Raw genomic sequence first — 22,696 nt, 5'->3', positions numbered from 1 at the left:
GGTGCACATATACCGAGGCCAACGATCGAGCGGACTTGTCCGTGAAGTGACTGAACGAGGTTCCAGGAAAAGCCACTAAGCTTCAGCTATATACGACCGTACCGCAAACCGACACTGGTGCGCGAGATGAGTATTCTAAGGCGCTTGAGAGAACTCAGGAGAAGGAACTCGGCAAATTGACACCGTAACTTCGGAAGAAGGTGTGCCCTATTAGTGTGTAGTGAACAACGAAGCATGAATGGGTTGCAAAAAATCGGTGGCTGCGACTGTTTATTAAAAACACAGCACTCTGCAAACACGAAAGTGGACGTATAGGGTGTGACGCCTGCCCGGTGCTGGAAGATTAAATGATGGGGTGCAAGCTCTTGATTGAAGTCCCAGTAAACGGCGGCCGTAACTATAACGGTCCTAAGGTAGCGAAATTCCTTGTCGGGTAAGTTCCGACCTGCACGAATGGCGTAACGATGGCCACACTGTCTCCTCCTGAGACTCAGCGAAGTTGAAATGTTTGTGATGATGCAATCTCCCCGCGGAAAGACGGAAAGACCCCATGAACCTTTACTGTAGCTTTGTATTGGACTTTGAACAGATCTGTGTAGGATAGGTGGGAGGCTTTGAAGCAGGGTCGCTAGATCTTGTGGAGCCAACGTTGAAATACCACCCTGGTGTGTTTGAGGTTCTAACCTAGGTCCATTATCTGGATCGGGGACAGTGCATGGTAGGCAGTTTGACTGGGGCGGTCTCCTCCCAAAGCGTAACGGAGGAGTTCGAAGGTACGCTAGTTACGGTCGGACATCGTGACGATAGTGCAATGGCATAAGCGTGCTTAACTGCGAGACTGACAAGTCGAGCAGATGCGAAAGCAGGACATAGTGATCCGGTGGTTCTGTATGGAAGGGCCATCGCTCAACGGATAAAAGGTACTCTGGGGATAACAGGCTGATACCGCCCAAGAGTTCATATCGACGGCGGTGTTTGGCACCTCGATGTCGGCTCATCTCATCCTGGGGCTGTAGCCGGTCCCAAGGGTATGGCTGTTCGCCATTTAAAGAGGTACGTGAGCTGGGTTTAAAACGTCGTGAGACAGTTTGGTCCCTATCTTCCGTGGGCGCTGCAGATTTGAGGAAGCCTGCTCCTAGTACGAGAGGACCGGAGTGGACACACCTCTGGTGTATCGGTTGTCACGCCAGTGGCATTGCCGAGTAGCTAAGTGTGGAAGAGATAACCGCTGAAAGCATCTAAGCGGGAAACTCGTTTCAAGATGAGATCTGCCGGGGCCTTGAGCCCCCTAAAGAGTCGTTCAAGACCAGGACGTTGATAGGTCAGGTGTGGAAGCGCAGTAATGCGTTAAGCTAACTGATACTAATTGCTCGTGCGGCTTGACCCTATAACTTTGATCATCAGATCAAGGTGTTATGCCAAGTTGACGCATTCAAAATACATTCAAGCAAGCGCAAGACAATTGCGCGCTGATTCCAAACTCTATGAATTCGTTTACTTGATCATGTGATCAGGTAAACAACCCTTTATGCCTGATGACCATAGCGAGTTGGTACCACTCCTTCCCATCCCGAACAGGACAGTGAAACGACTCAGCGCCGATGATAGTGCGGGTTCCCGTGTGAAAGTAGGTCATCGTCAGGCTCTTACAGCCCAGAAAACCCCAGTCAGCATTGACTGGGGTTTTTTGCTTTGTGGATTCAAAATCAAATCATTTACTTCAAGCCCACAGTAAATAGGCGCTGCAATAGATAGCGGCCGACTCGAAGCTCCCCTCAAATAAAAAAGCCCAATGGAACGCCATTGGGCTTTTTGCGTGGGCCAATCAAGGCCCGTCGAGCGTCCATTTCTGGGCTATCAGGCCGCCAAACGCTGCTCAATCGCCGCCTTGGTCTCCGGCAATTCCTTCGGCAGATGATGCGACAGCTGCTGGAACAACTCCGCATGCAGCTTCAGCTCCGCCTGCCAGGCCGCCTTGTCGATGCTCGTCACAGTAGCGAATTGCTCAGCGCTGAATTCCAGCCCCGTCCAATTGAGATCCTCATATCGCGGGCTCACACCGGTGATGTGCTCGACACCTTCGGTCTTCTTGCCTTCGATGCGATCGATCATCCACTTCAGCACGCGCATGTTCTCGCCGTAACCAGGCCAGACAAACTTGCCATCGGCGCCCTTGCGGAACCAGTTTGTCGTATAGATCTTCGGCAACTTGGCACCCGACGCCTCGAGCTTCTTGCCGACGTTGAGCCAATGCTGGAAGTAGTCCGCCATGTTGTAGCCCGCGAACGGCAGCATCGCGAACGGATCGCGGCGCACCACGCCTTGCTGGCCGCCGGCGGCAGCGGTCGTCTCGGAGCCCATCGTCGCCGCCATGTAGACGCCTTCGACCCAGTTGCGCGCCTCGGTCACCAGCGGCACGGTCGTCGAGCGGCGGCCGCCGAAGATGAAGGCGTCGATCGCCACGCCCTTCGGATCGTCCCACGCGTCGTCGAGCGCCGGGTTGTTGGTCGCGGCCACGGTGAAGCGCGAGTTCGGGTGCGCCGCCTTGGCGCCGGTTTCCTTCGCGATCTGCGGCGTCCAGTCCTTGCCCTGCCAGTCGGTCAGGTGCGCGGGCAGGGTCTTGGTGTCCTGCTCCATGCCTTCCCACCACACGTCGCCGTCGTCGGTCAGCGCCACGTTCGTGAAGATCACGTCGTTGTTCAGGCTGTCCATGCAGTTCGGATTGGTCAGCATGTTCGTGCCGGGCGCCACGCCGAAGTAACCCGCTTCCGGGTTGATCGCGTACAGGCGTCCGTCCTTGCCGGGCTTGATCCAGGCGATGTCGTCGCCGATGGTCGTGACCTTCCAGCCCTCGAAGCCGGCGGGCGGCACGAGCATCGAGAAATTCGTCTTGCCGCAGGCGCTCGGGAAGGCGGCGGCCACGTGGTACTTCTTGCCCTCGGGGTTCGTCACGCCCAGGATCAGCATGTGCTCGGCCAGCCAGCCTTCGTCGCGGCCCATGTTCGAGGCGATGCGCAGCGCGAAGCACTTCTTGCCCAGCAGCGCGTTGCCGCCGTAACCCGAGCCGTAGCTCCAGATCTCGCGCGTCTCGGGGTAGTGAACGATGTACTTGGTCTTGTTGCAGGGCCAGGACACGTCCTTCTGCCCGGCCTCGAGCGGCGCGCCCACGGTGTGCACGCAGGGCACGAACTCGCCATCGGCGCCCAGCACCTCGTACACGGCCTTGCCCATGCGGGTCATGATGCGCATGTTGACCGCCACGTACGGCGAATCGGAGAGCTCGATGCCGATGTGCGCGATCGGCGAGCCCAGCGGGCCCATGCTGAACGGCACCACGTACATCGTGCGGCCCTGCATGCAACCGTCGAAAAGCGGCTGCAGCGTCGCGCGCATCTCGGCCGGGGCCATCCAGTTGTTGGTGGGGCCGGCGCTCTCTTTTTCGTTGGAGCAGATGAAGGTGCGGTCCTCGACGCGCGCGACGTCGGTCGGGTCGGACACCGCGAGGAACGAATTGGGCCGCTTGGCCGGATTGAGCTTCTTGAAGGTGCCCGCGTCGACCAGCTGCTGGCAGAGGCGGTCGTACTCTTCCTTGCTGCCGTCGCACCAGTAGATGGACTCGGGTTTGCACAGCGCGGCCATGTCGGCCACCCAGGCAATCAGTTTCGCGTTCTTGACGTATGAGGGCGCCTGAATGGTGAGGCCCTTCATCGTGGGTGCGTTCATCGGAAATCTCCTAAGTTGAAAAATCGTCTTTCCGAACGGGACGCCGAGCCTGCATGGGCGCGGAGGTCCGTTTGAGAAAACGTTTCGCGAAGGGAGATTGCGCCGCCGCGGGCCGCACCGCCCGCGGACGACAGCCCAACAGGCTGTCAGGCCAAGTAGACAGCGATGGACGCCAGCAAAAGCATCAGCACGCCGCCAGCGAGCGGGAGCACGAGCGGCATCAGGTGAACGACCGATTCGACGGCGTCATGTTCGGTGGCCGCGGCGTGGCCGGGCTCGACGGGAGTGGGGTTGGACATCGGGAAGTACCTCGAATACACAAATGACAAAACTGGCGGCATTTTACCGGCGGGGCTCCGCAGAGCGGTCTAGGGGGTTGCGAGCCCCTCTGGCGTTCTCAATGTTGCTCCTCGGCCTCGAAGCCGGCGTCCTTCAGGGCCGTCAGCACGCTGGCCAGGTGGGCCCGTCCGCGCGTCTGCAGGACCAGCTCGATGTCGACGTTCTGCGCCGCCAGCATGGTGAACGCGCGCTGGTGGTGAACCTCGTCGACGTTAGCGCCCGCTTCGGCCACAGTCGCCGTGATCTCGGCCAGCGAGCCCGGCACATCGCGCGCGCTCACGCGCACCCGCGCCAGCCGTCCGGCCCGCACCATGCCGCGTTCGATGATGGCCGCGAGCAGCAGCGGATCGATGTTCCCGCCCGAGAGCACCAGCCCCACGCGCTTGCCCTTGAAGCGCTCCGGATGCCGGATCAGCGCCGCGAGGCCCGCGGCGCCCGCGCCCTCCACCAGGGTCTTCTCGATTTCGAGCAGCATCAGCACGCCCTGTTCGATATCGCCCTCGTCCACGAGCACCAGGTCGTCGACCTTGCTCGCGATGATCTCCTGCGTCAGCACGCCCGGCGTGCCCACCGCGATGCCTTCGGCGATGGTGCTCTTGCCCTGCGCGTGGTGCGTGCCCTTGATGGCGTTGACCATGCCCGGAAAGCGCGTGGTCTGCACCCCGACGATCTCGATGCCGGGCTTGCGATCGCGCGCCGCCACCGCCATGCCGGCGATCAGCCCGCCGCCGCCGACCGCCACGACCAGCGTGTCGAGGTCCGGCACCACGTCGAGCATCTCCAGGGCCACCGTGCCCTGGCCGGCGATGATCGCTTCGTCGTCGTACGGGTGCACGAAGGTCAACCCCTCGCGCCCGGCAAGCTCCAGGGCATGCGCGCGCGCCGCGTCGAGCGTGTCGCCGTGCAGCACCACCTCGGCGCCGAAGCCGCGGGTGCGCTCGATCTTCACGCCGGGCGTGAAGCGCGGCATCACGATCAGCGCCCGCAGGCCCAGCCGCTGCGCGTGATAGGCCACACCCTGCGCATGGTTGCCGGCCGACATGGCGATCACGCCGCGCGTGCCCGCCTCCGAAAGATCGACCAGCTTGTTGCACGCGCCCCGCTCCTTGAAGGAGGATGTGAACTGCAGGTTCTCGAACTTCAGGAACACCTGCGCACCGACGATTTCGGAGAGCGTGCGCGACTCCACACAGGGCGTATTGAGCACCTGCCCCTCGAGGCGCGCCGCGGCGCGCCGGATTTCTTCGATTCCAACCATGGCGCGCATTGTGGGCTGGAATCGCCGGATCAGGGTTTTTACCCTTTCGGCGTCTTCCCGAAGCCAAAAGTCTGCGTTATGGTCTCTCCACGAAATTCCTCAATTGGAGGTTGCCTGATGGTCAAGCGTGCGGGTGTCGATGTAGTGGCTGCTGCGGTACGCGGGCAGGCATTGCCTTCGCCTGGACTGAAGGAAGCGCCGGTGCTGGAGCTCATGTGCTCGCACTTCGTGCTCACGCTCGCAGCCAAGCAGGGGCCGCGCTTCAACGTGCGGCGCGATATCAACGGATTGCTCTCGCTCACCGGCCGCCACCTCGTGTGGCCCGCCGCGGTCTTGCAGCGATTGCGCGAGTTCCTCGGCCGCCGCTGCGCAGGCAACGAAGCGTGGAAGGGCGTCGAGAATTTCGACGGCCGCACGCTGCTCGAGCGCCACGGCGTGTGGCGCGGGCCGTATGAAGAAGGCACGCTCTTCTTCTACCTGGACGAATACGCGAAGGACCAGCCGAAAGACCTGCTCTCGGTGCTCGCCGTCACGCGCGACTGGCTCACGCATGCGCTGCGCAAGCAATCGACATTGGTCGAAAAGAACATCGATGCGCTCGCGGGGCTCCTGCAACTCAACAAGGCCGAGCGCGCGCTGCTGCTCTACGGCACGCTCGCGCGTTATCAACGCGACCTGCGCTCGCTGCTGGTCGAGTTCAAGGTCAACAACGCGCCCGAGGCCTACGCCGCCATCGCCGACATCGCCGGCGTCAACGCGAGCGAAGTGGGCGAGGCATTGCGCGCGGGCTCGCGCCTGGAGCGCATCGGCCTCGTGGAGAACCTGATCTCCGAGCACAACATCACCGACCTCGCCGACCTCATGAAGGTCAGCGAGAAGCTCCCGCCGGTGCTCATGCGCGAGTACCGCGACCACAACGAACTGATGGCCGTGTTCACGCGACCCTCGGCCAAGAGCGCGCTCACGCCGCACGATTTTTCCTTCGTCGAAGAAGACGCGCAGATGCTGGTCACGCTGCTGCGCGCCGCGGTCGCGCGCAAGGAGCCGGGCGTCAACGTGCTGCTCTACGGCCCGCCCGGCACGGGCAAGACCGAGCTCGCGAAAGTGGTCGCGCAGGCCGCGGGCCTGGAACTCTTCGAGGTCGAATACGCCGACCGCGACGGCAACTCGCTGAGCGGCCGCGACCGCTACCGCTCGCTGCAGATCGCGCAGGTGTTCCTGAAGGGCAGCGCGCAGGCCGCACTGCTGTTCGACGAGGTCGAAGACGTGTTCCCTCCCATCAGCACCGAGGCTGCGCAGTTCATGGCGCGCGCCGAGCAGATCCCCGCGCCCACCAGCGGCAGCGTGAGCGGCAAGGCCTGGGTCAACCAGATCCTGGAGGCCAACCCCGTGCCCACGCTCTGGGTCACCAACCGCATCGAGCAGATCGACCCCGCGTTCCGGCGCCGCTTCGCCTACCACCTGGAGCTCAAGTCGCCGCCGCCCGGCGCGCGCGAGCAACTCGTGAAGAAGACGCTCGAAGGCGTCGTGGTGTCCGAGGCCTTCACCGCCAAGCTCGCCGAGCGCAAGGGCCTCACGCCCGCGCAGATCCGCACCGCGGTGCGCTTCGCGGGCCTGGCCAAGACCGATGACGCCTCGGTGGAGGGACTCATCGAACGGCAGTTGCGCAACGCCGACATGGCCCTCGGCACGCTGGACACCGGCCGCGGCGAGCGCCGCAACGTCACCACCTACGACCTGGACATGCTCAACGTGGAGACCCGCTTCGAGATCCCGCGCATCGTCGAGGCGCTGAAGGCGCGCGGCCATGGCACGCTGTGCTTCTACGGCGCGCCGGGCACCGGCAAGACCGCGCTGGCCGAGCACATCGCGCGCGCCGTGGGCCGGCCGCTGATCATCAAGCAGGCCAGCGACCTCATGAGCAAGTACGTCGGCGAGACCGAGCAGAACATGGCCGCCATGTTCAAGGAAGCCGAGGCCGAGAAGGCCGTGCTGCTGCTGGACGAGGCCGACTCCTTCCTGCAGGACCGCCGCGGCGCGCAGCGCACCTACGAGGTCACCGAGGTCAACGAGATGCTGCAGGGCATGGAGCGCTTCAACGGCGTGTTCGTCTGCACCACCAACCTGCTCGATCGGCTCGACCAGGCGGCGCTGCGGCGCTTCACCTTCAAGATCAAGTTCAAGCCGCTCACGGCCGTGCAGCGCGAACGCATGTTCGTGACCGAGGCACTCGCGGGCGACGCGGCATTGATGACCGGCGAAGTGAAAACCCGGCTCGCGCAATTGGCACAGCTGTGCCCGGGGGATTTCGCGGCGGTGAAACGCCAGACCGATATCCTCGCGGTCGAGTTTTCGGCGGCGGAGTTTCTCGACCAACTCGAGGCCGAGCACCGCATCAAGCCCGAGGTCCGCGAATCGCGCGGCATGGGCTTCGTCCAGTAAAGATCAACAAGCGGGCGTGTCCGCGGGGGCGGGCACGAGGAGGAAATCCATGGGCTTTCGCAACACAGACCTGCGGCCATTACCGTGTCCGGCGCGTCCGCCGCGCTCCGGCGCATGGGCCGCCGCGGCGGCGCTCCTCGTGGCCGGCCTGCTGGCGGGTTGCGGTGGTGGCGGCGGGGGTGGAGGAGGCGGCGGCGGCTTTCCGATCGGCGGGCTGCCACCCGCCACCGGCAATCCGCCCACCGACGGCGGCGGCGGGAGCGGCGGCTTCGCCCCTTCCTCGGAGACCGCGGGCCTGTGCGCCGCGCCGCGCCGCGGCATCAACCCCGAAACCGGCGCCGTCTACCCCGACAACGCCGGCACCGTCGACAACGAGAAGACCTGGGTCCGGAGTTGGATCGACGAAACCTACCTTTGGTACAACGAAGTGCCGGCCACCCTCAAGGCGGCCGACTACGCGACGCCCGTCGCCTTCTTCAACGTGCTCAAGACGCCGGCCACCACCTCGCCGTCGGGCCGGGCGAAGGACCGCTTCCACTACATCTACGACACCGAGGTGTACCGCCAGCTGTCCAATGCGGGCATCTCGCCGGGGTACGGAATCGAGTTCGCGTTCGTGCGCAGCTCCCGCCCGCGCGAACTGCGCGTGGCCTTCGTCGAGCCGCACCCTAGCTCGGACGCTGCGGCAAAAGGAATCGCGCGCGGCGCCAGGGTGCTCGAGGTCGACGGCATCGACGTCGTCAACGGCACCAACACGACCGTCATCAACCGCGGCCTCTCGCCGCAGGCGGCCGGCGAGAAGCACACCTTCAAGCTGGAGCAGGACGGCGCGACGCGCACCCTGGAGCTCACCGCGGCCAACGTCACCCGCACGCCGGTGCAGAACGTCAAGACCATCGGCGACCCCGGCAACCGCGTGGGCTACCTGCTGTTCAACGACCACATCACCACCTCCGAGGCGCAGCTTGTCGCGGCGGTGAACAAGCTCAAGGAGAACGGCGGCATCCAGGACCTGGTGCTGGACATGCGCTACAACGGCGGCGGCCAGCTCAACATCGCGAGCCGCCTGGCCTACATGGTGGCCGGGCCCGGCCAGACGGCGGGCAAGACCTTCGAGCTGCTGAGCTTCAACGACAAGAACCCGTTCCGCCTCACGCTCGCGCAGGCCCTCACGCCGTTCCTCGGAACCAGCCGCCTGAACCAGCCGCTGCCCACGCTCGGCCTCTCGCGCGTCACCGTGCTGACCAGCCCCGACACCTGCTCGGCGAGCGAGTCGGTGATCAACAGCCTGCGCGGCATCGGCGTCACCGTCAACCTGGTGGGTGGCACCACCTGCGGCAAGCCTTATGGCTTCTATCCGCAGGACAACTGCGGCACCACCTACTTCGCGATCCAGTTCAAGGGCGTGAACCAGGCGGGCTTCGGCGACTACGGCGACGGCTTCGCGCCCAACGCCAATTGCACCGTGGCCGACGACTTCGGCCACCAGCTGGGCGACCCCGCCGAAGCGCGGCTGGCCGCGGCGCTCGCGCTGCGCAGCGCCGGCGCGTGCCCGGTGCCGGCCGCATCGGCCAAGGCCGCGCCGGGCATCGGCCTGGACAAGGCCGAGATCGCGCCCGAGGAGCAGCCAGCCCTTTTCAACCGCTCGCCGCTGCGCGAGAACCGCCTGATCGATCCGCCGCCCACTGCGGGCTGACAGGCATCGACAGGCGCCCGGGGCCACTTCGCGCAGTCTCGCGCGGCCCCGCGGAAAACCCCTAGCCATAGCACCTTGCCATGCCTGGGCTTCGCCCTTTAGAGTTTGGCAAACGTTTGCGCAAAGGTTTGCGCAAACGTTTGTATTTCAGTGGCCTCGACTGAAAACCAAATTCTTAGGAGAAGCAGATGCGCAAATGGATCGGGACGGTGTTCACCCTCATCGTCGTCGCCGTACTGGCGGGTTGTGGTGGCGGCGGCGACGGCAACGGCGGCATCGGGCTCGCGCCCGGCTTCGGCGCCACGCCGCCGCCCGCGCAAAAGATCATCATCGACAGCGACTACAACACCATGAGTGACGACGGCCAGCTCGGCGTCATGGCCGCGCAGCTGCAAGCGCAGGGCAAGGTCCAGGTCATGGGCATCAGCGTGGTCTCGGGCAACCAGTGGCTCAAGCAGGGCGTGGCCGATGCGCTGATGTCGGTCGAGCGGCTCGGCGTAGGCGACCGCATCGGCGTGTACGTGGGCGAGAACTACGCGCTCAACCACACCTTCGCCGACGTGGAGGCCGAAATGGCCGCCGGCGCGGGCGGCGACGGCTACCTGGGCGCCTGGAGCGGCCCCGAGCCCAAGACCGACGCCGACCTGAAGCCCTCGCCCGACGGCTTTGCCACCCGCACGCTGGTGCAGCGCAAGAGCGCGGTCGACTTCATCATCGACACGGTCAAGGCCAACCCGAACGAGGTCACCATCCTGGCCATCGGCCCGCTCACCAACATCGCGCTCGCGGTGAAGAAGAGCCCCGACATCGTGCCGCTGATCAAGAAGATCATCTACATGGGCGGCGCCATCGACGTGCCGGGCAACACCACCAAGACGGCCGAATTCAACTGGTGGTTCGACCCCGATGCCGCGCAGTTCGTGGTGCGCCTGCCGATCCCGCAGGTGATCGTGCCGCTGGACGTGACCGACACCGTGTTCCTCACCAAGCCGATCTACGACCGCATCGCCCACCCAGCCAAGCCCACGGCCGTGACCGAGGTGTTCCGCAAGCTCAACGGCTTCGGCTTCAGCGGCACGAACGGCTTCGAGAACAACCCCGACTACACGCAGAACATCTGGGACACCCTCACGCTGGCCTACCTGATCGACCCCACCTACGCCACCAAGACGGTGGAGCGCTACGTCGACGTGGTGGCCAAGCCGGGCGCCGCCGACAACGGCCGCTCCATTGGCTATGCCTCGCAGCCCGCGGGCCCGACGCTGCAGAAGATGACGGTGGTGCAGCGCTTCGACAACGCGCGCTTCTTCGAGCTCTTCGTCGACCTGCTCACGCGGCCCGTGCCGATCACCCTGCCGCCGGCGAACTGAAGAAGCGCTGCTGCCCGGCTAGAACGCCGAGCAGACGCGCAGCACCTCGGCACCATAAGCCTCGAGCTTCTTGGTGCCGATGCCGCTGATGCCCTGCAGGTCCTCCAGCGTCGCCGGTGCGCGCTCGGCGATCGACGCCAGCGTGGCGTCGTGGAAGATCACATAGGCCGGCAGGTTGTGTTCCTTGGCCACCTCGCCGCGCCAGGCCTTGAGCGCCTCGAAGCGCTTTTTGCCGGTGTCGTCGAGCTTGGCGGCCGCCGGCGACGGCGCGCCCTTGGCGACCTTCTCGCGGCGGGGCTTGCGCTCTGCGGGTGACGAGATGGATTCGCGCAGCGTCACGTTCGCCTCGCCCTTGAGCACCGCGCGCGAGCCCTCGGTGAGTTTCAGCGTGTTGAAGGCTTCCGCATCGACCGCCAGTGCGCCCGTGGCGATCAGCTGGCGCAGCACGCCGCGCAGCTGCACCTCGCTGAACTCCGCGCCCAGCCCGAAGGTGCTGATGCGCTCGTGGCCGAACTGCTTGACCTTCTCTGTTTCCTTGCCGCGCAGGATGTCCATGATGTGCCCCGCGCCGAAGCTGATGCCGCTCAGCTGCTGCACGCGGTAGATGGTGCTCAGCAGCTTGCGCGCGGCATCGGTGCCGTCCCACACTTGCGGCGGGTTCAGGCAGTTGTCGCAGTTGCCGCAGGGCGTGCTCTTCTCGCCGAAGTAACCCAGGAGCCGCACGCGCCGGCAATCGCTCGCCTCGGCCAGCGAGAGCAGCGCATCGAGCTTGCCGCGCATCACCTGCTTGAATTCCTCGCCGGCCGGGCTCTCGTCGATCATGCGGCGCTGGTTGACCACGTCGTTCAGGCCGTAGGTCATCCAGGCATCGGCCGGGGCGCCGTCGCGGCCCGCGCGGCCGGTTTCCTGGTAGTAGCCCTCGATGTTCTTGGGCATGTCCAGGTGGCCGACGAAGCGCACGTCGGGCTTGTCGATGCCCATGCCGAAGGCGATGGTCGCGACCATCACGATGCCCTCTTCGCGCAGGAACCGGTCCTGGTGCCTCTGGCGCACCGCGGCGTCCAGGCCCGCGTGGTAGGGCAGGGCATTGACGCCCGCGCCCTGCAGCGTCGTCGCGAGGTCTTCCACGCGCTTTCGCGACTGGCAATAGACCACGCCCGCATCGCCCTCGTGCTCGCGCTCGATGAAGCGCAGGAGCTGCGTGGTCGCGTCCTTCTTCTCGACGATGGTGTAGCGGATGTTCGGCCGGTCGAAGCTGGAGACGAACTGGCGCGCCTCCTCCAGCTGCAGCCGCTCGACGATGTCCGCGCGCGTGAGCGCATCGGCCGTGGCGGTGAGCGCGATGCGCGGCACGCCCGCGTAGCGCTCGTGCAGCACGGTGAGCGCGCGGTATTCGGGACGGAAGTCGTGGCCCCACTGGCTCACGCAATGCGCCTCGTCGATCGCAAAGAGCGAGAGCTTGCCGCGCTCCTTGAGCGAATCGAGCTGCGAGAGAAAGCGCGGCGTGTTCACCCGCTCGGGCGCCGCGTAGAGCAGCGTGATCTCGCCGCGCAGCATGCGGCGCTCCACGTCCTGCGTCTGTTCCCAGTCGAGCGTCGAATTGAGGAACGCCGCATTCACCCCCGCCTCGTGCAGCGCGCCGACCTGGTCGTGCATCAGCGCGATCAGCGGCGACACCACAACCGCGACGCCGCGCCCCGCGCGCTGCCGCGCGATGGCCGGGATCTGGTAGCACAGCGACTTGCCGCCGCCCGTGGGCATCAGCACCAGCGCGTCGCCGCCGCCCACCACGTGATCGACGATGTCCTGCTGGGCGCCGCGGAACTGCGAATAGCCGAAGACTTCGTGGAGGATTTCGGCCGGTGCGGTGCTGCTGCCGGGGGCGTCGAGGGGGTGGGGTGCGAGGGAGGACACGGGCTGCGGAGGCGGACGTCGGAAGGGGGATGAAGGGCGGGGCGGTCGATTGTCCCCCAGCCACCGGGTTATGACTGTGGCACGAGGTTTGCAATGGAGACCTCCGTCCCGCCGCCCTATTTGTCTAGACAGCGATCTGGTGCATCTTCCTTAACGAAATGCACCGGAACGGCCCTCACGGGTTATCCTGTATATACAAGTTGGGGCGCTTGGCAACAATGCGAGGCGCGCGCAGCCCGGCCCCCCGGGGCGCATCGCCGAGCCATCTCTCAAGAAAACGGAACCAGGAGTACCCATGGTCAAGACGGTAGTTGTGAAAGTCGCTTCGCTGCTGGCAGCAGGTGCATGTGCAGCGGGCATGGCCGGCGCGGCCGCCGCCCAGGACACGAAGATTTCGCTCGGCATGTCCGGCTGGACCGGCTTCGCGCCGCTCTCGCTGGCCGACAAGGCCGGCATCTTCAAGAAGAACGGCCTGGACGTCGAACTGAAGATGATCCCGCAGAAGGACCGCCACCTGGCCTTGGCCTCGGGCGCCATCCAGTGCGCCGCCACCACCGTGGAGACGCACGTCGCCTGGAACGCCAACGGCGTGCCCATCGTGCAGATCTTCCAGATGGACAAGTCCTACGGCGCCGACGGCATCGCGGTGCGCAACGACGTGAAGACCTTCGCCGACCTGAAGGGCAAGACCATCGGGGTGAGCGCCCCCGGCACCGCGCCGTATTTCGGCCTCGCGTGGATGCTCAGCAAGAACGGCATGAGCCTGAAGGACGTGAAGGTCGTCTCGCTCGAGCCGCAGCCCGCGGCGCAAGCCTTCGTCGCTGGCCAGAACGACGCCGCCATGACCTACGAGCCCTACCTCTCGACCGTGCGCGCCAACCCGGCCGCCGGCAAGATCCTGGCCACCACGCTCGACTACCCGATGGTGATGGACACCGTCGGCTGCGCGCCCACCTGGCTCAAGGCCAACCCCAAGGCCGCCGCCGCGCTCACCAAGTCGTACTTCGATGCGCTGGACATGATCAAGGCCGACCCGGCCAAGTCGAACGAGCTCATGGGCTCGGCCGTCAAGCAAAGCGGCGAGCAGTTCGCCAAATCGTCGGCGTACCTGCGCTGGCAGGACAAGGCCGCGAACCAGAAGTTCTTCGCGGGCGAGCTCACCACCTTCATGAAGGAAGCCGCGGCGATCCTTCTGGAGGCCGGCGTGATCCGCAAGGCCCCTGAAGACTACGCAGTCACCTTCGATGCAAGCTACGTCAAGTAAGGCGATGCCGCCACAGGTGCCGCCTCGCGCGGCATCGGCGGGCGCCGCTTCCTCCCAGCCTGTCGTGCCGCCCGTGCGCCGCCGCGCGTTCGCGCCGCTCGAGCCCATCGGCGCGCGTGCGCGCGTGCTGCTGGGGCTCGGTTTCTTCGTCGTGTTCGTGCTCGTGTGGTCGCTCGCCACGCTCGGCGGCTTCGTCTCGCCGACCTTCCTCGCGAGCCCGCCGACCATGGTCAAGGAGGGCTGGCTGCTCTTCACCGAATACGGCTTCATCGGCGACATCGGCATGACCGTGTGGCGCGTGTTCGGCGGCTTCCTGCTGGCGGCAGTGTTCGCGGTGCCGCTGGGCATCGCGATGGGCACCTGGAAAACGGTCGAGGCCTTCTTCGAGCCCTTCGTCTCGTTCTGCCGCTACCTGCCGGCCTCGGCCTTCATTCCGCTGCTCATTCTCTGGGCGGGCCTGGGCGAAATGCAGAAACTGCTGGTGATCTTCATCGGCTCGTTCTTCCAGATCGTGCTGATGGTGGCCGTCACCGTGGGCGGCGCGCGGCGCGACCTCGTCGAGGCGGCCTACACACTGGGCGCCAACAGCCGCGGCATCGTCGCGCGCGTGCTCGTTCCGGGCGCGGCACCCGGCATCGCCGAAACGCTGCGCCTCGTGCTCGGCTGGGCATGGACCTATGTGATCGTCGCGGAGCTGATCGGCTCGTCTTCGGGCATCGGCCACATGATCACGGACAGCCAGGCGCTGCTGAACACCGGGCAGATCATCTTCGGGATCATCGTGATCGGCGTCATCGGCCTTTTGTCCGACTTCGCTTTCAAGGCGTTGAATCGCCGTCTGTTCGCATGGGCCGCACTGTGAAGAACCAGCTTTCCATCCAAGGCGTTTCGCGCGTCTTCACCGGCACCAAGGGCCAGAGCACGCAGGCGCTCTTGCCCATCGACTTCGAGGTGAAGGAGAACGACTTCGTCACCATCCTCGGCCCGTCTGGCTGCGGCAAATCGACGCTGCTGCGCATCGTGGCGGGGCTCGATTTCCCGACCACCGGTCAGGTGCTGCTCGACGGCGAGCGCATCGAAGGCCCGGGCGCCGACCGCGGCGTGGTGTTCCAGAGCTACACGCTCTTTCCGTGGCTCACGGTGGCGCAGAACATTCGCTTCGGCCTGCGCGAGCGCGGCATGAGCGAGGCCGACCAGAAGGAGCGCAGCGAGTTCTTCATCGCCAAGGTGGGCCTGCGCGGTTTCGAGCACCATTTTCCCAAGCAACTCTCGGGCGGCATGCAGCAGCGCACGGCCATTGCGCGCGCGCTCGCCAACGACCCCAAGATGCTGTTGCTCGACGAGCCCTTCGGCGCCCTGGACAACCAGACGCGCGTGCTGATGCAGGAGCTGTTGCTCGGCATCTGGGAGTCGGCGCAGAAGACGGTGCTCTTCGTCACGCACGACATCGACGAGGCGATCTTCATGGCCAACCGCGTGGCGGTGTTCAGCGCGCGGCCGGGGCGCATCAAGACCGAGATCGCGGTGGACTTTCCGCATCCGCGCAGCTACACGATCAAGACCTCGCCCGAGTTCATGGACATCAAGGCGCGCCTCACGGAAGAGATCCGCGCCGAGTCGATGGCCGCCGCGGAGCATTGAACACAACGATGAAACGCGACCTGCCGACCCTCGCGCTCTACGCGCAAGTCAAGGACCACATCTCCCGCAAGATCCAGGACGGCACCTGGCCGCCCGGCCACCGCCTGCCCTCGGAGCACGAGCTGGTCGCGCAGTTCGGCATGGCGCGCATGACGGTGAACCGCGCGCTGCGCGAACTGGTGGAGCAGGGCCGCATCGTGCGCGTGGCCGGCGTGGGCAGCTTCGTGGCGGAGAACAAGCCGCAATCGACGCTGCTGCAGATCGCCAACATCGCCAGCGAAATTCGCCAGCGCGGCCACGACTACCGCTGCGAGATGCTGGCCGTGGAGCGCATCGCCGCCTCACCCGACGTGGCCGCATGGCTCGACCTGCGCGCGGGCGATTCGGTGTTCCACAGCGCCTGCCTGCACCTGGAGAACGACACGCCGGTGCAGCTGGAAGAGCGCTACGTCAACCCGCAGGTCGTGCCCGATTACCTCGAGCAGGACTTCACCCTCGTGCCGCCCAGCGAATACCTGGTGCGCAACGTGCCCTTCGACCAGATCGAACACGTCGTCGATGCCGTGCTGCCCAACGCCGAACAGGCCGAGCGGCTCGCGATGGAAGTGACCGACCCGTGCCTGCTGCTCACGCGCCGCACCTGGACGCGCAACACGCCCGTGACCTGGGTGCGCTGCCTGCATCCCGCGTCGCGCTACAGCCTGGGCAGCCGCTTCAAGGCCGACGGCAACCCGAGCTTCGGTTAGTTTTTTTCGCCTCGCAGAACGATCGTTATCTCTCGCAACTACTTGTATAGACAGGTTCACATGCCAAGTCATCACACCGACTCCTCCGATGCCACTTTGACCCTCACGCCCGGCAAGGTCGACCTTGCGATGCTGCGACGCATCCAGGCTGGCGGTGTTCGGCTCGCGCTCGATCCGTCGGTGCTGGACGGCATGCAGAAGGCCGAGGCGGCCGTGCGCCACATCGTCGAGAACGACCAGGTGGTCTACGGCATCAACACCGGCTTCGGCAAGCTCGCGAGCACGCGCATCGGCAACGACCACCTGGCCGAGCTGCAGCGCAACCTCGTCGTCTCGCACAGCGTGGGCACGGGCGAGCCGCTGGCCGCGCCGGTCGTGCGCATGGTGCTCGCGACCAAGGCGGTGAGCCTCGCGCGCGGGCACTCGGGCGTGCGGCCCGCGCTGGTCGATGCGCTGCTGGCGCTGTTCAACGCGGGCGTCACGCCGAGCATTCCGTGCAAGGGCTCGGTCGGCGCATCGGGCGACCTCGCACCGCTCGCGCACATGGCCTGCGTGCTGATCGGCGAAGGCGAAGCGACGCTGGCCGACGGCAAGAAGGTCAGCGGCGCCGAGGCGATGCGCAGCATCGGCCTCGAACCCTTCGTGCTCGGCCCGAAGGAAGGCCTCGCGCTGCTCAACGGCACGCAGGTGTCGACCGCGCTGGCGCTCGCCGGCCTCTTCGGCGCGGAAGATGTGTTCGCCGCCGCGCTGATGTCGGGCGCGCTGTCGCTCGAAGCGATCCAGGGCTCGATCAAGCCCTTCGACGCGCGCATCCATGCCGCGCGCGGCCAGCCCGGCCAGATCGCCGTCGCAGGCGCCGTGCGCACGCTGCTCGAAGGCAGCGAGATCGTCCCCTCGCACGCCGACTGCGGCCGCGTGCAAGACCCGTACTCCGTGCGCTGCATCCCGCAGGTGATGGGCGCGTGCCTGGACAACCTCGCGCACGCCTCGCGCGTGCTGGTCATCGAAGCCAATGCCGCATCGGACAACCCGCTCGTGTTCTGCGACACGGGCGAGGTGATCTCGGGCGGCAACTTCCACGCCGAGCCCGTGGCCTTCGCGGCGGACATCATTGCGCTGGCCGTGAGCGAAGTCGGCGCCATCGCCGAGCGCCGCATCGCGCTGCTGCTCGACACCGGCCTCTCGGGCCTGCCGCCGTTCCTGGTGCGCGATGGGGGCCTGAACTCCGGCTTCATGATCGCGCAGGTCACGGCTGCCGCACTCGCCTCCGAGAACAAGTCGCTCGCGCACCCCGCCAGCGTCGACAGCCTGCCCACCTCGGCCAATCAAGAAGACCACGTCTCGATGGCCACCTTCGCCGCGCGGCGCCTGGGCGACATGGTCAACAACACGGCTGTCGTCGTCGGCATCGAAGCGATGGCCGCCGCGCAAGGCATCGAGCTCAAGCGCAAGCTCAAGAGCTCGCCGCTGGTCGAAGCGGAATTCGCCCGCATCCGCCAGCGCGTCGCCTTCCTCGAGCGCGACCGCTACCTCGCCCCCGACATCGAAGCCATGCGCCAGTGGGCGCTGAAGGCCGAACTGCCGGCCGCGCTGCTGAACATCCTGCCCAGTCACTCGTAAACACCGCCCGATAGGAGAACCACGCCATGAACGCTCCCGAAAAATTCGCCCTCAACAATCCCGACGCTGCTGACCCGCGTCATGACCCGACGCGTGTGATCCGCGCCCCGCGCGGCAGCGAGCTCAACTGCAAGAGCTGGCTCACCGAAGCGCCTTACCGCATGCTGCAGAACAACCTCGATGCCGAGGTGGCCGAGCGTCCGCAGGACCTCGTGGTGTACGGCGGCATCGGCCGCGCCGCGCGCAACTGGGCGTGCTACGACCAGATCCTCGCGTCGCTGAAGGACCTGAACGACGACGAGACGCTGCTCATCCAGTCGGGCAAGCCGGTCGGCGTGTTCAAGACGCACGAGAACGCGCCGCGCGTGCTGCTGGCCAACTCCAACCTCGTGCCCAAGTGGGCCAACTGGGAGCACTTCAACGAGCTCGATCGCCAGGGCCTCTTCATGTACGGCCAGATGACCGCGGGCAGCTGGATCTACATCGGCAGCCAGGGCATCGTGCAGGGCACTTTCGAAACCTTCGTGGAAGCCGGCCGCCAGCACTACAACAACAGCTTGGCGGGCAAGTGGATCCTCACGGCCGGCTTGGGCGGCATGGGCGGCGCGCAGCCGCTGGCGGCCACGCTCGCGGGCGCGGTGTCGCTCAACATCGAGTGTCAGCAGACGAGCATCGACTTTCGCCTGCGCACGCGCTACGTCGACAAGCAGGCGCGCGACATCGACCATGCGTTCGAGCTCATCAAGCAGCACTGCGATGCGAAAGAGGCGGTGTCGATCGCGCTGCTGGGCAATGCGGCCGACATCCTTCCCGAGCTCGTGAAGCGCGCGAAGGCCGGCGGCATCAAGCCAGACTTGGTGACCGACCAGACCTCCGCGCACGACCTCATCAACGGCTACCTGCCCTCGGGCTGGACCGTGCCGCAATGGCAGGCCGCGATGAAGGACGCCTCGCAGCACGATGCGCTCAAGAAGGCGGCCGCGAAATCGTGCGCGGTGCACGTGCAGGCCATGCTCGACTTCCAGGCCATGGGCATCCCCACCGTCGACTACGGCAACAACATCCGCCAGGTCGCGTTCGACGAGGGCGTGAAGAACGCCTTCGACTTCCCCGGCTTCGTGCCCGCCTACATCCGCCCGCTCTTTTGCGAAGGCAAGGGCCCGTTCCGCTGGGTCGCGCTCTCGGGCGATCCGGAAGACATCTACAAGACCGACGCCAAGATCAAGGAGCTGTTCCCCGAGAACACCCACACCCACCGCTGGCTCGACATGGCGCGCGAGCGCATCGCCTTCCAGGGCCTGCCCGCGCGCATCTGCTGGCTGGGCCTGGGCGAGCGCCACATCGCGGGCCTGGCCTTCAACGAGATGGTGAAGAGCGGCGAGCTGAAGGCGCCCATCGTCATCGGCCGCGACCACCTGGATACCGGCTCGGTCGCGAGCCCGAACCGCGAGACCGAGGCGATGAAGGACGGCACCGACGCGGTGAGCGACTGGCCGCTGCTCAACGCACTGCTCAACACCGCGGGCGGCGCCACCTGGGTCAGCCTGCACCACGGCGGCGGCGTGGGCATGGGCTATTCGCAGCACTCGGGCGTGGTGATCGTGTGCGACGGCACCGACGCGGCCGCCAAGCGCATCGAGCGTGTGCTCTGGAACGACCCGGCCACCGGCGTGATGCGCCATGCGGATGCGGGCTACGACATCGCCGTCGCCACCGCCAAGAAGCAGGGCCTGAAGCTGCCGATGGTGCGTTGAGCGGGCCCCCGGCGCGCCAATCGGTAAGACAAAGGTAGAAGTAAAAATCCGGCCCATTCCCACCCGGTGGGAATCAGGGCTTGGAAGTGAGAACGGCCAGCAAGATACTGCCTGCGATGACGCTCCCGACCGATGCTCCCGCCCACAACGACCGCGCGCTGTTCGTGCTGTCGGTGCTGGCGCAGAGCAAGGTCGCGATGACGGCCGCCGAACTCGCGCAGGCCACCGGCCTCGTCAAGAGCACGCTGTACCGCCAGATCGCCACGCTGCGCCGCTGGGGCTTCGTGATGGAGTCCGACGGGCGCTACTCGCCGGGCCCCGTGAGCGTGCAACTGGCGAGCGGCTTCGACGGCAACTCCGACCTCGTGATGGCCGCGCGCGCCGACATGCGCGCGCTGGTGCAGCAGAGCCACGAGAGCGTGGCGCTGGTCACCGCGGTGAACGACCGCGTGGTGTGCCTGGAGATGATCGACAGCGAACATTCGCTGCGCTGCTCGTTCGACCGCGGCCGCAGCGTTCCGGCCAGCGACGGCGCGAGCGCCAAGTGCCTGCTCGCGCACATGCCGCTGGACCAGCGCGATGCGTTGCTCGAGGGCCTGGGCGAAAGCGCACAGCGTCGCGCAGAGCGCACGACTGAACTCGATGCGATCCGCGAAGCGGGCCATGCCGTCACGCAGGGCGAGGTCGATGCCGGCGTCTGGGGCGTGAGCGCGCCGGTGCTGGCCACGGGCCGGCGGCTGCGCGGCGCGATCACGCTCATGGCGCCGATCACGCGCGTGCAGGGCATGGAAGCTGCATTGCTCCACATGACCGTCGTCACGGCGGCGCGCATCTCGCGCGCGCTCCAGTAGCCAGTCGTCCAGTCAGCCAGTTAGCCAGTCGCTTCTACCTTTTTCAAACCCCATGAAAGCCTTCACCATGAACACCCGTCGCACCCTCGCCGCCGCCGCAGTCTCCGGCCTCGCTCTCTTCGGTTTCTTCGCCGGCGCCGCGCACGCGCAGGGCGAGCCGCTGCGCGTGGCCACCGATGCCACCTTCCCGCCGATGGAGTTCGTGGAGAACGGCAAGCGCACCGGCTTCGACGTGGAGCTGGTCGAAGCCGTCGGCAAGGCGATGGGCCGCAAGATCGAGTGGATCGACATCGACTTCAAGGGGCTCGTTCCGGGCCTCATTTCCAAGCGCTTCGACATGGCCGTCTCGGCCATCTACATCACCGACGAGCGCAAGAAGGTGGTCGACTTCACCGTGCCCTACTACGCGGGCGGCCTCGTGGTGATGGTGAAGGATGGCAACACGGCGATCAAGGCACCGGCCGACATCAACGGCAAGAAGGTCAGCGTGCAGGTGGGCACCAAGTCGGTTGCCTTCACGAAGGAAAAGTACCCGCAGGTGCAGCTGATGGAAGTCGAGAAGAACCAGGAGATGTTCAACCTCGTGGACATCGGCCGGGCCGACGCGGCCGTCACCGGCAAGCCCGCCGCCTACCAGTACGTGCGCACGCGCGGCGGCCTGAAGGTGCTGCCCGAGCAGATCACCACCGAGGAGTACGGCATGGCCATCCGCAAGGACACGCCCGAACTCACCAAGGCGGTGAACGGTGCGATCGAGAAGCTCAAGGCGGACGGCACCTACGCGCAGATCGAGAAGAAGTGGTTCAGCACCACGGCCAAGTAAAAAAGAAAAGTAACGCGCGATGGATTTCGATTTCTCGCCGGTCTGGCAGGGCTGGCCCGACCTGCTGCGCGGCGCGCTCGTCACGGTGGAAATCACCGCGTGCGCGCTCGCGCTGGGCTGCGTGCTCGGGCTCATCGTCGGCATCGGCCGGCTGAACCCGAAGCGGCGCTGGCTCTACGGCGTGTGCACCGCCTACGTGGCCGTCATCCGCGGCACGCCGCTGCTGGTGCAACTCTTCATCCTGTTCTTCGGCCTGCCGCACTTCGGCATCCTGCTGCCCGCGTTCCTTTGCGGCGTGCTGGGGCTCGGCGTGTACTCGGGCGCGTACGTGTCGGAGATCGTGCGCGGCGCGATCCAGTCGATCGACAAGGGCCAGACGATGGCCGCGCAATCGCTCGGCATGACGCCCGGCGTGGCGATGCGCCAGATCGTGCTGCCGCAGGCGGTGGTGCGGATGATTCCGCCGCTGGGCAACGAGTTCATCGCGCTCATCAAGAACTCGGCGCTGGTGTCGCTCCTGACGATCCACGACGTGATGCACGAGGGGCAGAAGATCATCAGCGTGTCGTACCGGTCGCTGGAGGTGTACCTGGCGATCGCGCTCGTGTACTTCGTGCTGACCGGGACGATGACGCTGGTGCTGCGGCACTTCGAGCAGAAGCTGCGGCAAGGCGGGTTGATGCGATGAGCGTGCAACGTTTTTCGCGCGCCACGCTGCCCGCCATGCCGTGGAAGAACGGCGGCGGCACCACGCAGGAGATCGCGAGCTGGCCGCAGGGCGCGGGGCTCGAGCGCTTCGGCTGGCGCGTGAGCATCGCGACCATCGCGGCGGCGGGGCCATTCTCGGTGTTCGCGGGCATCGACCGCAGCATCATGCTGCTCGAAGGCGATGGGGTGCGGCTCTTCACGCACGACGGGCGCGTGGAACACCGGCTCGATGTGCCGCACCGGCCGTTCGCCTTCAGCGGCGACGATGCGATCGACTGCACGCTGCTGGGCGGTGCGTCGAACGACTTCAACGTGATGACGCGCCACGGCCAGTGGCGCGCCGACGTGCAGGTGCTGGACCACGCATCGACCATCGAGGCTGCACCGCACGGCGTGCTGCTGGCCCTGCGCGGCGCATGGCGTGTGAACGACCAGGCGTGCACGGAGGGCGAGGGCCTGCACTGGGCCGACGCGCCGCTGGCGTGGCAAGCGGCGCCAGAGAGCGAAGACGCGCGGCTGGTGGCGGTCCGCATCGTGCCGGCGTAAT

Annotated in this window: 17 protein-coding genes and 2 rRNA genes (1 of these 19 only partly in view); 15 read left to right on the top strand and 4 right to left on the bottom strand. The window is 65.9% G+C overall.

The window, feature by feature from the left end:
• Together ACZYRS_RS00295 and rrf are read left to right on the top strand one after the other, a co-directional pair.
• Nucleotides 1-1,387 (top strand): 23S ribosomal RNA (locus tag ACZYRS_RS00295); it begins 1,487 nt to the left of the window's first position.
• Nucleotides 1,388-1,531: 144 nt separating this feature from the next.
• A 5S ribosomal RNA gene (gene rrf, locus ACZYRS_RS00290) occupies nucleotides 1,532-1,644 on the top strand.
• A 213-nt stretch (nucleotides 1,645-1,857) separates the two neighbouring features.
• Here the strand turns inward: rrf and ACZYRS_RS00285 are convergent.
• The 3 genes from ACZYRS_RS00285 to ACZYRS_RS00275 form a co-directional block, all read right to left on the bottom strand.
• Nucleotides 1,858-3,723, bottom strand: a complete 1,866-nt coding sequence (locus ACZYRS_RS00285; RefSeq protein ID WP_463417686.1) for a phosphoenolpyruvate carboxykinase (GTP) — start codon at nucleotides 3,721-3,723, stop codon at nucleotides 1,858-1,860.
• A gap of 146 nt (nucleotides 3,724-3,869) precedes the next feature.
• Complete coding sequence (locus tag ACZYRS_RS00280) at nucleotides 3,870-4,022, bottom strand: hypothetical protein (protein ID WP_177224959.1); 153 nt, start codon at nucleotides 4,020-4,022, stop codon at nucleotides 3,870-3,872.
• Nucleotides 4,023-4,120: 98 nt separating this feature from the next.
• Entirely contained in the window at nucleotides 4,121-5,320 is a 1,200-nt protein-coding gene (locus ACZYRS_RS00275; protein WP_463417685.1) for a threonine ammonia-lyase, read from the bottom strand.
• Nucleotides 5,321-5,437: 117 nt separating this feature from the next.
• On the opposite strand from ACZYRS_RS00275, the gene ACZYRS_RS00270 reads away from it, so the two are divergent.
• The 3 genes from ACZYRS_RS00270 to ACZYRS_RS00260 all read left to right on the top strand — a co-directional run bounded on the left by ACZYRS_RS00270 (nucleotide 5,438) and on the right by ACZYRS_RS00260 (nucleotide 10,828).
• Nucleotides 5,438-7,762: an ATP-binding protein gene (locus tag ACZYRS_RS00270; RefSeq protein WP_463417684.1), complete on the top strand. Its 2,325-nt coding sequence runs from the start codon at nucleotides 5,438-5,440 to the stop codon at nucleotides 7,760-7,762.
• Nucleotides 7,763-7,811: 49 nt separating this feature from the next.
• Nucleotides 7,812-9,458 carry a S41 family peptidase gene (locus tag ACZYRS_RS00265; protein ID WP_463417683.1) on the top strand — a complete coding sequence of 549 codons (1,647 nt, stop codon included), beginning with the start codon at nucleotides 7,812-7,814 and terminating at the stop codon, nucleotides 9,456-9,458.
• 188 nt (nucleotides 9,459-9,646) lie between these two features.
• Nucleotides 9,647-10,828, top strand: coding sequence for a nucleoside hydrolase (locus ACZYRS_RS00260; protein WP_463417682.1), 1,182 nt, complete (start codon nucleotides 9,647-9,649; stop codon nucleotides 10,826-10,828).
• Between the two features lie 18 nt (nucleotides 10,829-10,846).
• Here ACZYRS_RS00260 and recQ read toward each other — a convergent pair whose 3' ends face one another.
• A complete protein-coding gene (recQ, locus tag ACZYRS_RS00255; protein ID WP_463417681.1) occupies nucleotides 10,847-12,742 on the bottom strand; it encodes a DNA helicase RecQ in 1,896 nt (631 codons plus the stop codon).
• A gap of 295 nt (nucleotides 12,743-13,037) precedes the next feature.
• Between recQ and ACZYRS_RS00250 the strand changes: the two genes are divergently transcribed.
• The 10 genes from ACZYRS_RS00250 to ACZYRS_RS00205 all read left to right on the top strand — a co-directional run bounded on the left by ACZYRS_RS00250 (nucleotide 13,038) and on the right by ACZYRS_RS00205 (nucleotide 22,695).
• The gene (locus ACZYRS_RS00250) at nucleotides 13,038-14,006 is read left to right on the top strand and encodes an ABC transporter substrate-binding protein (RefSeq protein ID WP_463417680.1); all 969 of its coding nucleotides are present in this window, start codon (nucleotides 13,038-13,040) and stop codon (nucleotides 14,004-14,006) included.
• Nucleotides 13,987-14,868 carry an ABC transporter permease gene (locus ACZYRS_RS00245; RefSeq protein WP_463417679.1) on the top strand — a complete coding sequence of 294 codons (882 nt, stop codon included), beginning with the start codon at nucleotides 13,987-13,989 and terminating at the stop codon, nucleotides 14,866-14,868. The genes ACZYRS_RS00250 and ACZYRS_RS00245 overlap by 20 nt, the downstream gene beginning before the upstream one ends.
• A complete protein-coding gene (locus tag ACZYRS_RS00240; RefSeq protein ID WP_013538650.1) occupies nucleotides 14,853-15,647 on the top strand; it encodes an ABC transporter ATP-binding protein in 795 nt (264 codons plus the stop codon). Before ACZYRS_RS00245 ends, ACZYRS_RS00240 begins: the two co-directional genes overlap by 16 nt.
• Nucleotides 15,648-15,655: 8 nt before the next feature.
• Nucleotides 15,656-16,393, top strand: a complete 738-nt coding sequence (gene hutC / locus ACZYRS_RS00235; protein WP_198789444.1) for a histidine utilization repressor — start codon at nucleotides 15,656-15,658, stop codon at nucleotides 16,391-16,393.
• Between the two features lie 60 nt (nucleotides 16,394-16,453).
• The gene (hutH, locus tag ACZYRS_RS00230; RefSeq protein WP_463417678.1) at nucleotides 16,454-18,013 is read left to right on the top strand and encodes a histidine ammonia-lyase; all 1,560 of its coding nucleotides are present in this window, start codon (nucleotides 16,454-16,456) and stop codon (nucleotides 18,011-18,013) included.
• A gap of 26 nt (nucleotides 18,014-18,039) precedes the next feature.
• The gene (gene hutU / locus ACZYRS_RS00225) at nucleotides 18,040-19,767 is read left to right on the top strand and encodes a urocanate hydratase (RefSeq protein ID WP_463417677.1); all 1,728 of its coding nucleotides are present in this window, start codon (nucleotides 18,040-18,042) and stop codon (nucleotides 19,765-19,767) included.
• Between the two features lie 116 nt (nucleotides 19,768-19,883).
• Nucleotides 19,884-20,618 carry an IclR family transcriptional regulator gene (locus ACZYRS_RS00220; protein ID WP_463417676.1) on the top strand — a complete coding sequence of 245 codons (735 nt, stop codon included), beginning with the start codon at nucleotides 19,884-19,886 and terminating at the stop codon, nucleotides 20,616-20,618.
• A 67-nt stretch (nucleotides 20,619-20,685) separates the two neighbouring features.
• Nucleotides 20,686-21,441: a transporter substrate-binding domain-containing protein gene (locus tag ACZYRS_RS00215; protein ID WP_463417675.1), complete on the top strand. Its 756-nt coding sequence runs from the start codon at nucleotides 20,686-20,688 to the stop codon at nucleotides 21,439-21,441.
• A 19-nt stretch (nucleotides 21,442-21,460) separates the two neighbouring features.
• Entirely contained in the window at nucleotides 21,461-22,129 is a 669-nt protein-coding gene (locus ACZYRS_RS00210) for an amino acid ABC transporter permease (RefSeq protein WP_198789439.1), read from the top strand.
• A complete protein-coding gene (locus tag ACZYRS_RS00205; protein ID WP_463417674.1) occupies nucleotides 22,126-22,695 on the top strand; it encodes a HutD/Ves family protein in 570 nt (189 codons plus the stop codon). The genes ACZYRS_RS00210 and ACZYRS_RS00205 overlap by 4 nt, the downstream gene beginning before the upstream one ends.
• Nucleotide 22,696: the final 1 nt, after the last annotated feature.

The organism is Variovorax sp. AC194, from assembly GCF_979257995.1.
The sequence above is the reverse complement of the archived record's forward strand: the minus strand, read 5'-3'. Positions and strand labels throughout refer to the sequence as shown.

What these genes read in the sequence shown, in the direction of transcription:
- ACZYRS_RS00285 (WP_463417686.1), bottom strand. Translation starts at nt 3,723, where the DNA reads ATGAACGCACCCACGATGAAGGGCCTCACCATTCAGGCGCCCTCATAC.
- ACZYRS_RS00280 (WP_177224959.1), bottom strand. Translation starts at nt 4,022, where the DNA reads ATGTCCAACCCCACTCCCGTCGAGCCCGGCCACGCCGCGGCCACCGAA.
- ACZYRS_RS00275 (WP_463417685.1), bottom strand. Translation starts at nt 5,320, where the DNA reads ATGGTTGGAATCGAAGAAATCCGGCGCGCCGCGGCGCGCCTCGAGGGG.
- ACZYRS_RS00270 (WP_463417684.1), top strand. Translation starts at nt 5,438, where the DNA reads ATGGTCAAGCGTGCGGGTGTCGATGTAGTGGCTGCTGCGGTACGCGGG.
- ACZYRS_RS00265 (WP_463417683.1), top strand. Translation starts at nt 7,812, where the DNA reads ATGGGCTTTCGCAACACAGACCTGCGGCCATTACCGTGTCCGGCGCGT.
- ACZYRS_RS00260 (WP_463417682.1), top strand. Translation starts at nt 9,647, where the DNA reads ATGCGCAAATGGATCGGGACGGTGTTCACCCTCATCGTCGTCGCCGTA.
- ACZYRS_RS00250 (WP_463417680.1), top strand. Translation starts at nt 13,038, where the DNA reads ATGGTCAAGACGGTAGTTGTGAAAGTCGCTTCGCTGCTGGCAGCAGGT.
- ACZYRS_RS00245 (WP_463417679.1), top strand. Translation starts at nt 13,987, where the DNA reads ATGCAAGCTACGTCAAGTAAGGCGATGCCGCCACAGGTGCCGCCTCGC.
- ACZYRS_RS00240 (WP_013538650.1), top strand. Translation starts at nt 14,853, where the DNA reads ATGGGCCGCACTGTGAAGAACCAGCTTTCCATCCAAGGCGTTTCGCGC.
- hutC (WP_198789444.1), top strand. Translation starts at nt 15,656, where the DNA reads ATGAAACGCGACCTGCCGACCCTCGCGCTCTACGCGCAAGTCAAGGAC.
- hutH (WP_463417678.1), top strand. Translation starts at nt 16,454, where the DNA reads ATGCCAAGTCATCACACCGACTCCTCCGATGCCACTTTGACCCTCACG.
- hutU (WP_463417677.1), top strand. Translation starts at nt 18,040, where the DNA reads ATGAACGCTCCCGAAAAATTCGCCCTCAACAATCCCGACGCTGCTGAC.
- ACZYRS_RS00220 (WP_463417676.1), top strand. Translation starts at nt 19,884, where the DNA reads ATGACGCTCCCGACCGATGCTCCCGCCCACAACGACCGCGCGCTGTTC.
- ACZYRS_RS00215 (WP_463417675.1), top strand. Translation starts at nt 20,686, where the DNA reads ATGAACACCCGTCGCACCCTCGCCGCCGCCGCAGTCTCCGGCCTCGCT.
- ACZYRS_RS00210 (WP_198789439.1), top strand. Translation starts at nt 21,461, where the DNA reads ATGGATTTCGATTTCTCGCCGGTCTGGCAGGGCTGGCCCGACCTGCTG.
- ACZYRS_RS00205 (WP_463417674.1), top strand. Translation starts at nt 22,126, where the DNA reads ATGAGCGTGCAACGTTTTTCGCGCGCCACGCTGCCCGCCATGCCGTGG.